Origin of the sequence: Streptomyces sp. NBC_00271 (genome assembly GCF_036178845.1) — a bacterium.
Classification (GTDB): Bacteria; Actinomycetota; Actinomycetes; order Streptomycetales; family Streptomycetaceae; genus Streptomyces.
Map to the genome: position 1 here is coordinate 4,856,301 of NZ_CP108070.1, position 14,247 is coordinate 4,870,547.

Here is a 14,247-nt window from a genome sequence, read left to right on the forward strand (position 1 = left end):
TTCATTGACTGAACCTGCCCTTCCACCGATCCACTCCGGAGCCCGAAGGGCAGACCATGTCCCAGCTCGATCACGCCACCACCGCGAAGGCGTCCTCGGCACCCCCCGGCACACACCTCGAGACACCCCCGCGGGCGACCGCCACCCTCGCCGTCACCAGCGCCGCCACCGCCGTGGCCCTGATGACGTACACCGCGCCGATGGTCACGCTCCCCGACACCGCCGCCGCGCTGCACACCCCCGTCTCCGCCCAGGCCTGGCTGCTCAACGGCACCCCGCTGGGCCTCGCCGCACTGCTCCTGGTCGCGGGCAGCCTCGCCGACGACTACGGCCGCCGCCGGATCTTCCTCTCCGGCACCGTCGCCCTCGGCATCACCACCGCGCTCGGCGCGCTCGCGACCTCCACCTGGCTGTTCACACTGGCCCGCGTCGCGCAGGGCGCGGCGAGCGCCGCGATCCTCGCCAGCAGCCTGGGCCTGCTCGTCCACGCCTTCCCGACCGCCCGCGGCAGGCTGCACGCGACCGGCGTGTGGGGCGCGTTCGTCAGCGGCGGCATAGCCCTGGGCCCGCTGCTCGCCGGTGCGATCGCCCAGACCCTGAACTGGCGGATCGCGTACGCCGTCCTGGGCGCCGCCGCGCTCCTGGTCGCCCTGCTGGGCACCCGGACCCTCACCGAGTCCCGGGCCTCCCGAGGCGGTCGCCCCGACCTGGCCGGCGCCTTCACCTTCGGCCTGGCGCTGGTCGCCCTGGTGGCCGCGCTCACCCTGGGCCGGGACGGCTGGCTGCGCCCGTCGGTGGGCCTCCTGCTGACGGCGTTCGTCGTCCTGACGACGGCGTTCGTGTTCGTCGAACACCGAACCCGTACACCCATGATCGACCTCTCCCTGCTCCGCCACCGCCGCTTCCTCGCCTCCTCCGCGAGCGGTCTGTTCACCGGCCTCGCGGTGATCGGCCTGTTCAGCTTCCTGCCGGCGCTGCTCCAGCAGACCCTGGGCCTGTCCGCGCTGGACACGGCGTGGCTGTTCCTGCTCTGGTCCGGGCTGTCCTTCGGGGTCGCGCTGCAGGTGCGGCGCCTCGCGGGCCGGGTCTCCCCGCGCCACCAACTCGCCCTCGGCTTCGCGCTGCACGCGGTCGGCGTCCTGACGATGCTCGGCGCGCTCGACGCCGGTTCATGGACCCGTCTGCTGCCCGGCTTCCTCGTCTCCGGCGTCGGCAGCGGGCTCCTCAACGCCGCGCTGCCGCTCGTCGCGGTCGAGTCCGTCCCCGCGACCCGCGCCGCGATGGGCTCGGGCGCGCAGCAGACGTTCCGCTACATCGGCTCGTGCGCGGGCGTGGCCCTGACCATCGCGATCGTCACCTCCACGGGCGGGCTCGCGCACGGCGCGGACATCGCGATCGCGGTCTCGGCGGGGCTGGCGCTGGTGGCGGGCGCGAGCGTGCTGGCCCTTCGGGACCGGGTCTGACGCTTGCCGGGCGGGGGCGGTTCCTCGGAGGGAGGGGACGGATTCCCGGGCGGGGGCCGTTCCCTCGGACGGAACGGATCTCCGCACGGAACCGTTTCCCGCACGGGGCCGTTCCCGCACGAGACCGTTCCCCGCACGGAACCGTTCCCCGCACGGGACGGTGACCGTGGTCAACGCGGGCGCATCGAGGTCAACTTCCCCCACACCACGAGTCGATACCGGGAGGTGTACTCGGGCGTGCAGGTGGTGAGGGTGATGTAGTACCCCGGCGCGCTGTACCCGTAGGCGGGCCGAACGGTACTGCGCGGCACTTCCCGAATGACCCCTCCGTCATTCGCGGAGGTCTGCGGAAGCGTCCTGTCGACGACGTAGACGTAGCGCCCCGCCGCCGTCTCGACATCGATCTCGTCCCCCCGCCGCAGCCGGTTGATGTACCGGAACGGCTCCCCATGAGTGTTCCGATGCCCCGCGAGCGCGAAGTTCCCCGCCTGCCCGGCCTGTTGGGTGTGCGGGTAGTGCCCGACGTACCCCTTGTTGAGGACATCCCGCTTGCCGACCCCCTCCGCGACCGGCACACGAAGACCGAGCCGGGGAATGGAGAGCACGGCGTACGCCTGGGACGACCAGGGCGTTCCCTGAGCCCGCCCACTCTCGGTGGACGCCCCGGAACCGCCCCCGCCGGACGCCCCGGAACCACCCCCGGACGACGCGCCACCCCCCGCCGAGCCACCCGAACCACTCCCCGCACCCGACACCCCCGCCCCCTGCTCCTGCCCGTCGCCCTTCCCCTCCCCTCCCCGCTCCCCCACTCCCTCTCCAATGCCTGGACCTTCCTCTCGGCGCCCTCCCGGGCCTGCCGATTGGTCCACCAGAGCTGATGCACGACGAGAAGCAGGAGAATGAGGCCGACGGTGACGAGAACCTCGCCCCCGCCCCACACCACCCGCCGGTACGCGGCCCGCCTCCGCCGAGTGCCGTGATCCACGACGCCGGAAACCCCGAGGCCGCGCCGCACGATGCCGGGAGCCCGCATACCGATGCCTCGTCTCCTCGACCGCCTCGACTGCCTTGCCTCCTTGACCGGGCCCGCAAGATAAGGGCTGCGCCCCGAACTCACCAGCCCCATGACCGCCCGAACCGTTCGTCGGCCCCCAAGGGCAGCGAAGAGATCCCGCCCTCTGGCCTGCAGGTATCTCTCCCCCGAACGGCATCGGCAGTACGGTGTCCCCCATGCGCCCCGACACGTCTGCCGAGCACGTCGACCACAACGCCGAAGCAGCGCGCCTGGAGCGGACCGCAGGCCTCTACCCCGAGGACGCCGAACACCTGCTCGTGCAGGCCGCGGCCCACCTCGAACTGGCCGGCGACCGCCCCGGAGCCACCGCGCTCTACGACCGCCTGCTGTCGTCCTCGACCCCCCTGGAGCATCCCCACCTGGTCCGCGCCCTCAAGGCTTCGAACCTGTGGGAGTACGGCCACGAGGCCGAGGCCCGGGCGATCATCGACGGCATCCGCGCCGCGTCTCCCCGGGACCCGGCCCCCTGGGTGATCGTGGCCGAGGCCCTGGAGTCCCACGACGAGCTGGAAGCGGCGCAGGAGACGTTCACCCAGGCCGCGCAGCTCCTCCTCACGGAGACGTCGGAGCCCCCGTACGCCACCCACCCGCTCCTCTTCGGCCGCCACCGCGTCCGCCGCATGCTGGGCGCGGCCCACGACGACTGGGACGCCCTGGCCGACACCCTCCACTCGTCCCCGGTCTCCCTGGACGAACTCCACGACCCGAAGCGCGTCTGGTCCCTCGGCTCGGACAACCCCGCCGAACTCCAGGCGGAGATCTCCCGTCTCAGGGCGGAACTGGGCACGTTCAGGGAGGCGTTGTCCCGCCCGTTCCCGGTGGCGATCCTGCACTGGCCGACCACCGAACTGACGGAACTCCTGACGGCGTACCCCACCCTCACCTCGGAGTACCCGTCCCACGACGAACACCTCGCGACCATAGAGGCGTCGCTACGGGAACTGGCGACTTCCGGCACCCCGAACCTCGGCATCGTCACGGGAACCGTCCCGTCCTACGAGGCCTTCGCCGCCTCGGAGGCCTCCTCCCCGTCGGACGCGACCCTGCTCCCGCAGTACGCGACGACGCTGGCGGCCCGGGGGCTGGCGGTGGCGTGGCCGCCGCAGCAGAGCGTCGAGTGCTGGTGCGGGTCGGAGCGGGGCTATGGGGAGTGCCACGGACCCACCGCCGAGTAACGCGACTCTGTTCCCCCCGGCTCTCCCCTGGCCCCCCGGCCTCGGGGCCGGGGGTACCGGACGCCTTCGGCTTGCCCTCCCGGCTCCCGAAGCCGTGCCGTCGTCCCGTTCGACTGTCGTCGCCCCGTTCGACCGACGTCGCTCACTCGACAGACGTCGCTGCGCCCGGCAAACCCCAGGTGTCCCAGGTGACGCCCCGGTGAAAACAATCGCAACGATCTGAGCACCCCCGGTAGCCCGGGGACCCGCCCGCGACCATGGCCCTCCCAGCCCCTACTTCCGCGGGAGTCGACCGTGAACGGTTCCTGGCAACTCGGGTTCGCCGTACTGGGCTTGGCCCTTCCGGGGATCGCGGCGCTGTGGGAGTTCGTCCTCGTCGGCCGCAAACGGCTCGGCTACCGGGTCCAGATGGACACGACCGCCCGGGACGAACGCGCCTTACCGTACGCCGGGGTGCTTCAGCAGATGCAGCGGACCAACGGTGCGCCGCTGCGTGACCCGTCGTTCGTGCTGCTGCGGATCGAGAACAGCGGCTGGGCTCCCATCGTGGAGAACAGCTACCTGGCGCCCGACCGGGGCCACGCGGGCATCCAGGTCAAGTGCCGGGGCCGCCGCGTCGTCGGCATGGTCGTGACCGAACTCAGCCGCAACGAACTGCGCGGCTTCTTCACGCCGAGCAGCGACGACCAGCACTCCACACCGCACGTCCCCGGCCTCGGGGTCACCGACGGCGTCATCGAACTACCCAAGGTGAAACTGAACCGCGGCGACCACTACAAGGTGCTGGCGGTCCTGGAACGCGAGGAGAGCTTCACGGACGAGGAGTTCCCCGAGCCCGAGGTCGTCGCGAGCATCGTGGGCGGAGTACGCCGCGGGAAGATCAAGAAGACCGAGTACTACCCGTTCGCCTCGAGCCGGTCAGGTGGGTGCTCGCCCTCCTCGTCATGGTCAGCGCCGTCCAGTCCATCCTCACGTTCACCAGGCACGATGCCACGGCCGCGCCACTGGACTGCGCCACCGGGACCCTCACCCTGTCCGGCTCCACCGCGTTCGCGCCAGTGCTCCAGGAGGCGGCGAAGGAGTACCACAGGACCTGCCCCGACGCCTTCATACCCATCACCGCCGACACGTTCCACGGCAGCGTGTCGGGGCTCGACACCCTCGCCGCGGCAGGCGGGAAGACCAAACCGACGGGCAGCCAGGGACTGGGCGACCGGCTGGCCTTCAGCGACGGCCCCAAGAGCGACGGCCGTCCACAACTACTCCCCAGACCCGTCGCCCTGTCCCTGTTCACCCTGGTCGTCAACAAGGACGCCGGCGTCCAGGACCTGTCCCTGAAACAGATCAGGAACATCTGGCTACCCGGCCACCCTCGAAGGCGCGGACGAGGGCGCCTACCCGTACTGGCAGACCGAGTACGCGTACACCTACGGAGAGCCGCCCGCGAACTCCCTCGCCGCGGGATTCCTGCGCTACCTCGCCAACGAGGTCGGCAAGGACATCATCCGCTCCCACGGCGACCGCCCCTGCGCCGAACTGGCCAAACCACTGCTCTGTCGCCCCAGTTAGCCTCGGGATTTCACGTGGCTCGGTGCCGGGGCGCGGTCATTGAATGGGCTATTGAAAGGGGACGGTGGGGCTGAGCCGCTGTGTCTGTTGCCCAAGTTGCGGACCAGCCTGCCAACTCACCGCCTGGACCCCGGGTTTGTCAGGCGACACAGTGGTGGTTCTTCCAACCCGCCTTGTATCCGACCCTGTAACCCGACTGGTACCACTTCGAGCCTCCGACCGAGGGCACATGCAGATAGCAGCCGTAGTCGCCCGAACCGTCGTAATAGCCTGCACGGTAACCTCGCAGATAGTCCCGGCGATGGTCCTGTTGCGCGGTAGGGCTCAGGGTGTCCACGACTGACGTCTTCAATGTTGCCGTCTGCGGGACAACAGCGGCCTCGGCAACGGTTGGTGAGAACGCCATCGAGACGAGGAGAAGCGAGGCGAGAACGCCGAAGCACCGCCTAAGGTTGCGCTTTGCCATTTTCATGGTTGTCGCCTTCGGTGATGTATGGATCTCCGAACTTGCGGGGTTACGAGTTTTCTGCCCCACACTTCGATCGTCCCCCTCTAGTCCCTCCTACGCCACCTGATCCGGTCCTACTCGCGTGTGGCGCCCTCCGGCCACAGCACGCGGACCGGGACCCCGTTCCGTTCGGCGTAGGACACCACATCGGCAGTGCCCCCGTACCCCCACGCCGGTTTCCCGTCCCAGACAGCGAACAGTTCCTCGGCCAAGCCCACCAGGATCTCGCTGCCCAGCATGTGCGCTTCCGAGTCCGACGCCGTCATACCCGTGTGGTGCACCAGTGCCGCACGACGCATCAACTCGTCGTAGACCGGCCAGTGACTTTCCGGGAGACCTTCGCGGTACTGCTCAGCGGGAACGACGACTTCGAGCTCTCCGCCATGCTCCAGCACCGCCTCCGCGAACCACACATCCGGACCATCCGCGATGCACGAGACCCCCACCAGTTCAGCCGCATCGATTTCACGAACAGACACCTCAAGAAGCCGCCGAACCTGCCGCTCAACGTCTCGACTCAAACCCCGATGCCCGGTAATCCCCACACGCATAGCCGGTCCCCCTCCACAAATAGACCCGATAGACGCCGTGAAGGCGTTCACCGAAATCACGTACCACCTTGGGCAGTAACGACAAGGACAGCGACCGCCGGACCAGTACTGGAGCCCCGTGTCCAGCGCCCGGGAAGCCGGGGCGAACGTCGCCTCGATCCCACCGCCACGAGGAGCACCTCCCGACTCTGGACGCATCCACCGTCGGACGCGACGATGCCGGCGTCACGCCTCCCGCGGTTCACCCCTTGGAACGCGTCCAGGGACATCGAGCGCATTTGTTCTGATCCCGTTACTCCTTCACAACTCGCTCACGCTAACGTCACATGCAACCAGCTGAACTGGCATGCCCGCTCGCATCCCCCGGCATGTCCCGGCCCGCGAGGAACACCTGTATGCCGCCCTACCAACCGTCTTCGGACTGGCAATTCGACGTACCCACCAGCGGAAGCAAGCGGCTCCCCCCGGCGGCCAGGTCGTTTGAATCGCTCGCGCACCAGGGCTACGGCTTCGAGGCGGCCATCGCCGACCTGATCGACAACTCGATCGACGCAGGAGCCCACAACGTCGTCGTGAGTTTCCTACGGGACACCGGTGAGCTCGGCGGACGGGACCGCCTCGTCGGCCTGCTCGTCATCGACGACGGCCACGGCATGGACGAGACGAGCCTGGACACGGCGATGACCGTCGGCGGGCGCGAGAAGTACGCCGCCGGGGCCCTCGGGCACTTCGGCGCCGGGCTGAAGGCCGCCTCCCTCTCGCACGCCGATGCGCTCACCGTGATCAGCCGGACCAAGAGCAGCCCGTCGGCCGGCCGCCGCTGGCTCACCGCCCGCGCGCAGGCCGACTTCACCTGCGACATCGTCGATGCGACGTACTGCCAGAGCCTGGTCGACCGCTACGACGGGGTCATCGGCTGGCACGGCACGATCGTCCGCTGGGACCAGGTCCGCGCGTTCGAGACCATCACCACCGGTCAGACCGACCGCTACCTCAATGACGCGATCGAACGGCTCGAGACCCACCTCGGTCTCCACCTCCATCGCTTCCTCGCCCGCGATGGCTTCCACGTGGACATCGTCGTCGAGGATGTCCACACCCGGGAGGAACTCGACCACCGGAGCGTGGAGCACATCGACCCGTTCGGCTATCGGGTCCCGGGCCGCCCGGGTTATCCCCGTACGTACGTCGCGCCTGTCGAGGGCGTCGGCGACGTCGCGCTCACCGCGCACATATGGCCGCCCAAGTCTCCCCTGGTCGCCTATCGAGGCATCGGCCCGCTCGCCGAGCGCCAGGGCTTCTACCTCTACCGCAACGACCGACTCGTCCAGGCCGGCGGTTGGAACGACACCCGCAGCCCGGAGGGCCACCTCGCTCTCGCCCGGATCGCCGTGGACCTGCCGCCCGAGCCCAACGACGTGTTCGCCCTGACCGTCAAGAAGGACGGCGTCCAGGTCACCCCGGCGTTCGCCCGAGGGCTTGAGAAAGCGGCCGACTCCACCGCCGGCCACAGCTTCACCGAATACATCCGTGAGGCGGAGACGACCTACCGCGAAGCCGCCAAGCGGCGTACCGAGGTCAAGCGCATGGCCGTCATCCCGCCCGGCAAGGGCATCGACCCGAAGCTGAAGCGGACGCTGCGGGACGAACTGCCGCAGCTGGAGGGCGACGACCCCATCACCTTCACCTGGGCCAGACTCGACGTGCCGCCCGGCATCGACTCCGCCGAACTGGTCTTCACGATCGACCACAAGGAGCGCCTGGTCTTCCTCAACAAGGACTACAGGCACGCCTTCAACGGCGGCCGGCGCGGGGGCTCCAACGACGCCCCGGTCCTCAAGAGCCTTCTCTATCTGATGCTCAACGAGATCTTCCAGAAGGAGCGGGTCTGGGCCAACCAGACCGACAAGGTCGCCCTGTGGAACAGCGTGCTCATCACCGCGGTACGGGCGGAACTCGCTCGCGACGAGCGTTAGTCCACCCCTCGCCCCCGCATCTTCCCGTACACCAGAGAGGCTGCCCAACCGCCGTGACCACCGAGAACGCACCCGCTCCCGATCGCCTCACCGACCTCCACGGCGAGGTCCTCGACGCGATGAGCCGACGCGGCCCCAAGAACTTCGCCAAGCTCGCCTTCGCGCTCGCCGACGCCGACGAACCGGCGGACACGGACGCGACCGGCTTCCACGACCGCATCCTGGCCGCGGACCCCGGCGACGAGCTGCTCGCCCTCTGGCGCCGCAAGCTCACCGCATGGGACTTCGAAGAGTCCCCCACGTGGTCGGCCACCGCGCCGCGCACCCCGGGGCGCCGCGCCGAGGTCTACGACAAGCTCGCGTTCGGCGCGGATCTGCGCAAGGCGCTCGACGCGGCCGTCCCGGTCCACAAGGAACCGGGTTTGGTCACCATCAGCCGCGAGTTCCAGCCCTGGTACACCCGGGAGCAGGCGGCGAACCGCTCCTTTTACTGGGCTTCGTACGAGCGTCTGCTGCGCCGCAAGTTGAACGACGCGGCGGTCTCCAGCCTGGACGAGGCCGCCCATGCGGTCGTGGAGCGGCTTGCCGACCCCACCCGCGAGGACCCTTACGGCGCGCGCGGACTGGTCGTCGGCTACGTCCAGTCCGGCAAGACCGCCAACTTCACCGGCGTCATCGCCAAGGCCATCGACGCGGGCTACCGCCTGGTCATTGTTCTGGGCGGCACTCTGAACCTGCTGCGCGGCCAGACCCAGCGCCGTCTCGACATGGAACTGATCGGCCAGGAGAACATCCTGGGCGCCGCCGACCCGAAGGACCTTGACGCCCTGGTCGGCATCGACTACCAGGACGACGAGGAGTGGCCCGCGAAGTTCGTCTCGTTCGGCGCTCGTCCCTCCACGCTCGGCGCCTTCGACATCGAGCGTCTGACCTCTCGCGACCGCGACTACATGGCACTGGAGCGCGGTATCAGCGCCCTGGAGTTCGAGAAGCCGGACCGCACCCGCCCCCTGTACGACCCGGCGAACCTGCATACGGCCCGCGCACGCGTCATGGTCGTGAAGAAGAACAAGTCGGTGCTGGAGAAGCTGGTCAAGGACCTCAAGAAGATGGGCCCGATCCTCGGCGAGATACCGGCCCTGATCATCGACGACGAGTCCGACCAGGCTTCGGTGAACACGACGGACCCGAAGAAGTGGGAGGACGGCAAGGTCACCCGTACCGCGATCAACGGCCAGATCAGCAAGCTCCTCAAGCTCCTGCCGCGCGCCCAGTACGTCGGCTACACCGCGACTCCCTTCGCCAACGTGTTCATCGACCCGGGTGACGAGGAAGACCTCTTCCCTCGCGACTTCCTGATCTCCCTTCCCCGCCCCAGCGATTACATGGGCGTTCAGGACTTCCATGACCTGGACACTTTCGACGGTGGCGAGGGCGAGGCCGAGAGGAAACACGTCCGAGGCATCTCCGACTCTACGGGCGACCTCCTCCAGGAAGCCCTGGACGCCTTCATCCTCACGGGCGCTCTGAAGGCCTACCGCGAGAAGCACGGTGTCCCCGGCGACTTCCGGCACCACACGATGCTCGTGCACGAATCGGTCCGCATGGCCGAGCACGCCGCACTCGCCGAGCGCATCGAGACCATGTGGCGCAACTCCGCGCACACAGGCCCGGAGGGCCGTACGCGCCTGGCAGCCCTCTTCGAGAGAGACTTCCGCCCCCACGCGGACGGCTCCCTGCCCACCCCCGCGACGTACGCGGACCTCAAACCGTACGTCTCCAGCACCATCCAACTGATCAATCGCGGCGGCAGCCCCGTCATGGTCGTCAACGGCGACAGCGAGCGCGACTACGCCCAGCCCGACCTGGACTTCGCCCGTACTCCGAACGTCTGGAAGATCCTCGTCGGCGGCACCAAGCTGTCCCGCGGCTTCACGGTCGAGGGCCTGACGATCACGTACTACCGCCGCACGACGCAGCAGGCGGACACCCTGATGCAGATGGGCCGCTGGTTCGGCTTCCGGCCCGGGTACCGGGACCTGGTGCGGCTGTACATCGGCCGCGAGGAACAGCTCGGCAAGGGCCGCAACGCGAAGACCGTCGACCTGTACGAAGCCTTCGAGGCGATCTGCCGAGACGAGGAGCTCTTCCGCGCCGAGCTGGCCCGCTACGCGCCCTTGGTGGACGGCCGCCCCCAGGTCACCCCCGCCCAGATCCCACCCCTGGTGTCCCAGCATCTGCCATGGGTGAAGCCGTCGGCTCGGAACAAGATGTTCAATACGGAGCTGGTGGAGGTGCGGTCGCCCGGGACCTGGGTGGAGCCGACCGCCTACCCGGAGACCTCGGAGGGAATGGCCCACAACACCGAGTGCTGGGAGCCTGTGCTCGCCGCGCTGAGTCAGGACCCGGTGCGCCTGTCGGTCGGGGACGGCCCCGAGTACGAAGCGCGCGTGGGGACGGTCTCGCACGACACGCTGATGAAGGTCCTGTGCGACCTGCGGTGGTCGATTCCGAGCCAGTTCTCGCCGCACCTGGAGTTCCTGCTGGAGACAGGGCAGCAGGAGACGACGATCGACGACTGGCTCGTGATCACTCCGTTGCAGACCTCCGCCAGGCGCGTGGAGGCTCGCATCCTGGGGCACGGCCCGTTCACCCCGGCCCGCCGTACCCGCCGGCGAGGCTCGCTCTTCGGCGCGCTCAGTGAACCCAAGCACCGCGCCGCCGCCCTGCGCATCGCAGGCGCCGTCGAGACGACGGGGAGCACGACGGTCGAGCAGCACGTCCGCCCGCGTCGAGGCGCACTGCTGCTCTACCCGGTGGCCGAGTCCGAGCCCCGACTCGCCTCCGACGGGGCACTGGCCCCTGGTGACCTCGTCATGGCCTTCTCCTTCGTCGCCCCGAAGTCGTCGGTGGGACCCGAGCGCCCGTTGGTCCGATTCCGTGCGATCGACTCGAGCCGGCAGGATGCAGTGGTCATCGACCGAGACGACGTACGTTCTTGAGGCTCGACAGCAGTGGACAACGTAAGGCCCTCCTCTCCCGGCGTCTCCGCACGCATGTCCCGACAGGCCAGCAAGGACACGAGCGCCGAACTGGCCGTGCGGCAATTGCTGCACGCGGCGGGCCTGCGCTATCGCGTGGAGTACCCCGTGCCGGGCATGGCGCGGCGGCGCATCGACGTGGCCTTCACCCGGGCCAAGGTGGCCGTTCTGATCGACGGGTGCTTCTGGCACGGCTGTCCCGAGCACGCGACGCAGCCGAAGTCGAACGCAGAGTGGTGGCGGCACAAGCTGGACCGCAACATGGCGCGTGACGCGGAGACCACCGAGCACCTCGTGGCCGCCGGGTGGGAGGTCCTGCGGTTCTGGGAGCATGAAGCGCCGGAGGATGTGGCCCTGCGCGTCGCGGCGGCGGTGACGCGACGCAGAGCCCAACGGGGACGGGGGACGAATCGATGAGCGGGCTGACCTTTGTGGACGTGTGCTCCGGGGCGGGTGGACTGGCCCTGGGACTGGAGCAGGCCGGCTTCGAGCCGACACTGCTCCTGGACGAGGACGCTGATGCCTGCCGGACCCTACGGGCCAACCGACCGCACTGGAACGTGCTTCAAGGGGACCTTCTGGACCTCGACCCGAGCGAGCACCCGGAGAGCTATGACGTGGACCTGCTGTCCGCGGGACTGCCGCGGGTGAAGTCCAATGCCACTGCCGCACGGACCGAGTCGGGAGAGGAGGAGCGGCTGCTGAAGGCCGCCGTCTACCTCGCCCACGCGGTCAAGCCTCGGGCCATGGTCGTCGAGAACGTGCCCGCCCTCGCGGACTCCGACAGGTTCCACGACTTCCGCGAGTTCGCCCGCGCCGAACTGGATCATCTCGGTTACGAGTTCAGCTGGTTCGTCCTCAACGCCGCCGACTTCGGAGTGCCGCAGGACCGCAAGCAGGGAGTGCTGGTGGCGCTCAAGAAGCGGTGGTTCCCGGCCTTTCGGCCGCCCTCTCGGACCGTGACGGATCATGTGTCGGCCGGCGAAGCCCTGGCACCCTCCATGCGGTCGCGTGGCTGGAAAGACGCCGACCGATGGGCGGCCCAGGCGGCCACCGTGGCTCCGACGCTGGTCGGCGGGTCGAAGAATCGCGGTGGGGCCGACCTGGGCCCGGCCGGAACCAAGCGGAAGTGGGAGAAAATGGGGGTGAACGGCCACTCGCTGGGCGATGAGATCCCCGGACGGGACTTCACGTGGACGCCGGAACTCGGCAAGGACCACATGGTGCGGCTGACGGTGGACCAGACAGCCCTGCTCCAGAGCTTCCCGAAGGACTGGGAGATCACCGGAAAGAAGACGGCCCGCTACCGGCAGGTCGGCCACGCCTCCCCGCCGCCGGTGGGCGAGGCACTGGGCTTGGCCATAGCCCACGCGCTCCGTTCCTGAACGAAGATTTTCCTGGTCAGGGCAGAAATGGCGGGCGCCAGAAGGTCTGCCTGATACCCGCAAACGCAGGACGCCCGGCCGGCTACACTTGCACCCCATGACCCGAGCACCACATCCGGACGCGGACGCGTTCATGAACGCGAACCAGGATCCACCCGTGATCGTCGATCTCTTCGCGGGGCCGGGTGGCCTGGACATCGCAGCCGAGATGCTCGGAGTACGCGCTATCGGTGTGGAGTGGGAGAAATCGACCCGCGCGACCCGGCACGCCGCCGGTCTACGCACCACCGAGGTGGGCGACGTGGCGAAGCTGAACCCGCTCGACCCCGAGGTTCGCTCTGCCCGCGTCCTCACCGGAGGTCCGCCCTGCCAGACCTACTCGGTGGCGGGTAACCGGGAGGGACACAAAGCCCTCGACGAGGTGCTGGACCTGGCCCAGCTCGTGGGAGACAGCACGACCGTCGGGAAGCTGGAGAAGGCATGGGCGGAGGTGGAGCGGAGAGCCGTCGACCTGGAATGGGCCGACGAGCGCACCGGACTCGTGCTCCAACCGCTTCGGTGGATCGTCGAGAAGAAGCTCAAGTCCGATCCCTATGAGGTTGTGGTACTGGAGCAGGTCCCAACCGTCCTCCCCGTATGGAAGAAGTACCGCGAGATCCTTCGCGAGCTCGGGTACGACGCGGATTGCGAGATGCTGCACACCGAGGAATACGGGGTGCCACAGACACGTCGTCGCGCGGTGCTGATCGCCCGTTACCGGGGGGCTGGCAGAGGCCGCAGTGTCGAGTTCCCGCCGCTGACGCATCAGCGCTATCGCAAGGGGGCGAAGCGCCTCTCCGCGGTGGAGGAATCCGAGGTGCAGACACCTGCCCTCCCGCAGAGCCCGCTCTTCGGTGCCCCGGCCTCCCACTCGGTGAAGCCATGGGTCTCCATGGGCGACGCGCTCAAGGACTCGCGTTCAACGGACTTCGTCGTCCGCTCCAACTACGGGTCGGGGGGTGATCCCAAGAAGCGAGGACTCCGCGCCTCCGACGCGCCGGCGGCCACGGTCACCGGCAAGGTGCGCCGAAACACAGTGCACGACCTCAAGGGCTACAACGCGGACGGTGAGCCCGAACTGGGTCCGGAACAGGAGCGGTTCACGTTCCGCGAGGCCGGACTCCTGCAGACCTTTCCGGCCGAGTACCCCTGGCGAGGCACCGACGTCGCGCAGCAGATCGGCAACGCGATCCCGCCGCTCCTGGCCGTGCACGTCCTGTGCACGGCACTGGAGCTGGACGAGAGCCGCAAGGAACGAGCCATCGAGGCGCTGAAGTCCTGGCGCCCTCCCCACCTGTAGGACTAGGACGAAAGGCGGATCACTCCTCCTCCGGGCCCTCCTCGCTCTCTTCCTTCCTTCGTACGGGCGCGTCCGCGAACAGCTCCGCGAAATGGTCCGCCAGGCGCTCCACCGAATCCTCGGGGGCACGCTCCTCAGCAGGCCCGACGGGAAGAGGGCAGTGTA

10 protein-coding genes and 1 pseudogene are annotated in these 14,247 nt (G+C 68.9%); 8 read left to right on the forward strand and 3 right to left on the reverse strand.

Annotation, left to right across the window (positions count from 1 at the left end):
• Positions 1 to 56 precede the first annotated feature (56 nt).
• Positions 57 to 1,463, forward strand: a complete 1,407-nt coding sequence (locus OG798_RS22405) for an MFS transporter (RefSeq protein ID WP_328757589.1) — start codon at positions 57 to 59, stop codon at positions 1,461 to 1,463.
• Between the two features lie 170 nt (positions 1,464 to 1,633).
• On the opposite strand, the pseudogene OG798_RS22410 reads toward OG798_RS22405, so the two are convergent.
• A pseudogene (locus OG798_RS22410) lies at positions 1,634 to 2,496 on the reverse strand (class E sortase).
• A 197-nt stretch (positions 2,497 to 2,693) separates the two neighbouring features.
• On the opposite strand from OG798_RS22410, the gene OG798_RS22415 reads away from it, so the two are divergent.
• Together OG798_RS22415 and OG798_RS22420 are read left to right on the forward strand one after the other, a co-directional pair.
• The gene (locus OG798_RS22415; protein ID WP_328757590.1) at positions 2,694 to 3,713 is read left to right on the forward strand and encodes an SEC-C metal-binding domain-containing protein; all 1,020 of its coding nucleotides are present in this window, start codon (positions 2,694 to 2,696) and stop codon (positions 3,711 to 3,713) included.
• 944 nt (positions 3,714 to 4,657) lie between these two features.
• Complete coding sequence (locus OG798_RS22420) at positions 4,658 to 5,356, forward strand: substrate-binding domain-containing protein (protein ID WP_328760064.1); 699 nt, start codon at positions 4,658 to 4,660, stop codon at positions 5,354 to 5,356.
• A 65-nt stretch (positions 5,357 to 5,421) separates the two neighbouring features.
• Here OG798_RS22420 and OG798_RS22425 read toward each other — a convergent pair whose 3' ends face one another.
• Positions 5,422 to 5,754, reverse strand: a complete 333-nt coding sequence (locus OG798_RS22425) for a hypothetical protein (RefSeq protein ID WP_328757591.1) — start codon at positions 5,752 to 5,754, stop codon at positions 5,422 to 5,424.
• A gap of 110 nt (positions 5,755 to 5,864) precedes the next feature.
• Positions 5,865 to 6,341: a hypothetical protein gene (locus OG798_RS22430; protein ID WP_328757592.1), complete on the reverse strand. Its 477-nt coding sequence runs from the start codon at positions 6,339 to 6,341 to the stop codon at positions 5,865 to 5,867.
• A 395-nt stretch (positions 6,342 to 6,736) separates the two neighbouring features.
• Between OG798_RS22430 and OG798_RS22435 the strand changes: the two genes are divergently transcribed.
• The 5 genes from OG798_RS22435 to OG798_RS22455 all read left to right on the forward strand — a co-directional run bounded on the left by OG798_RS22435 (position 6,737) and on the right by OG798_RS22455 (position 14,082).
• The gene (locus tag OG798_RS22435; RefSeq protein WP_328757593.1) at positions 6,737 to 8,317 is read left to right on the forward strand and encodes an ATP-binding protein; all 1,581 of its coding nucleotides are present in this window, start codon (positions 6,737 to 6,739) and stop codon (positions 8,315 to 8,317) included.
• Between the two features lie 119 nt (positions 8,318 to 8,436).
• Positions 8,437 to 11,319, forward strand: coding sequence for a Z1 domain-containing protein (locus tag OG798_RS22440; RefSeq protein ID WP_267063842.1), 2,883 nt, complete (start codon positions 8,437 to 8,439; stop codon positions 11,317 to 11,319).
• A gap of 54 nt (positions 11,320 to 11,373) precedes the next feature.
• Positions 11,374 to 11,775 carry a very short patch repair endonuclease gene (locus OG798_RS22445; protein WP_267061926.1) on the forward strand — a complete coding sequence of 134 codons (402 nt, stop codon included), beginning with the start codon at positions 11,374 to 11,376 and terminating at the stop codon, positions 11,773 to 11,775.
• Positions 11,772 to 12,743 (forward strand): DNA cytosine methyltransferase, encoded by a 972-nt coding sequence (locus tag OG798_RS22450; protein ID WP_267061927.1) that lies wholly within the window; start codon positions 11,772 to 11,774, stop codon positions 12,741 to 12,743. Before OG798_RS22445 ends, OG798_RS22450 begins: the two co-directional genes overlap by 4 nt.
• A gap of 97 nt (positions 12,744 to 12,840) precedes the next feature.
• Entirely contained in the window at positions 12,841 to 14,082 is a 1,242-nt protein-coding gene (locus tag OG798_RS22455; protein WP_267061928.1) for a DNA cytosine methyltransferase, read from the forward strand.
• Positions 14,083 to 14,247 lie beyond the last annotated feature (165 nt).

Coding starts and splice junctions, on each gene's coding strand:
- OG798_RS22455 (WP_267061928.1), top strand. CDS start 12,841: ATGACCCGAGCACCACATCCGGACGCGGACGCGTTCATGAACGCGAAC.
- OG798_RS22415 (WP_328757590.1), top strand. CDS start 2,694: ATGCGCCCCGACACGTCTGCCGAGCACGTCGACCACAACGCCGAAGCA.
- OG798_RS22430 (WP_328757592.1), bottom strand. CDS start 6,341: ATGCGTGTGGGGATTACCGGGCATCGGGGTTTGAGTCGAGACGTTGAG.
- OG798_RS22405 (WP_328757589.1), top strand. CDS start 57: ATGTCCCAGCTCGATCACGCCACCACCGCGAAGGCGTCCTCGGCACCC.
- OG798_RS22420 (WP_328760064.1), top strand. CDS start 4,658: ATGGTCAGCGCCGTCCAGTCCATCCTCACGTTCACCAGGCACGATGCC.
- OG798_RS22425 (WP_328757591.1), bottom strand. CDS start 5,754: ATGAAAATGGCAAAGCGCAACCTTAGGCGGTGCTTCGGCGTTCTCGCC.
- OG798_RS22445 (WP_267061926.1), top strand. CDS start 11,374: ATGTCCCGACAGGCCAGCAAGGACACGAGCGCCGAACTGGCCGTGCGG.
- OG798_RS22435 (WP_328757593.1), top strand. CDS start 6,737: ATGCCGCCCTACCAACCGTCTTCGGACTGGCAATTCGACGTACCCACC.
- OG798_RS22450 (WP_267061927.1), top strand. CDS start 11,772: ATGAGCGGGCTGACCTTTGTGGACGTGTGCTCCGGGGCGGGTGGACTG.
- OG798_RS22440 (WP_267063842.1), top strand. CDS start 8,437: ATGAGCCGACGCGGCCCCAAGAACTTCGCCAAGCTCGCCTTCGCGCTC.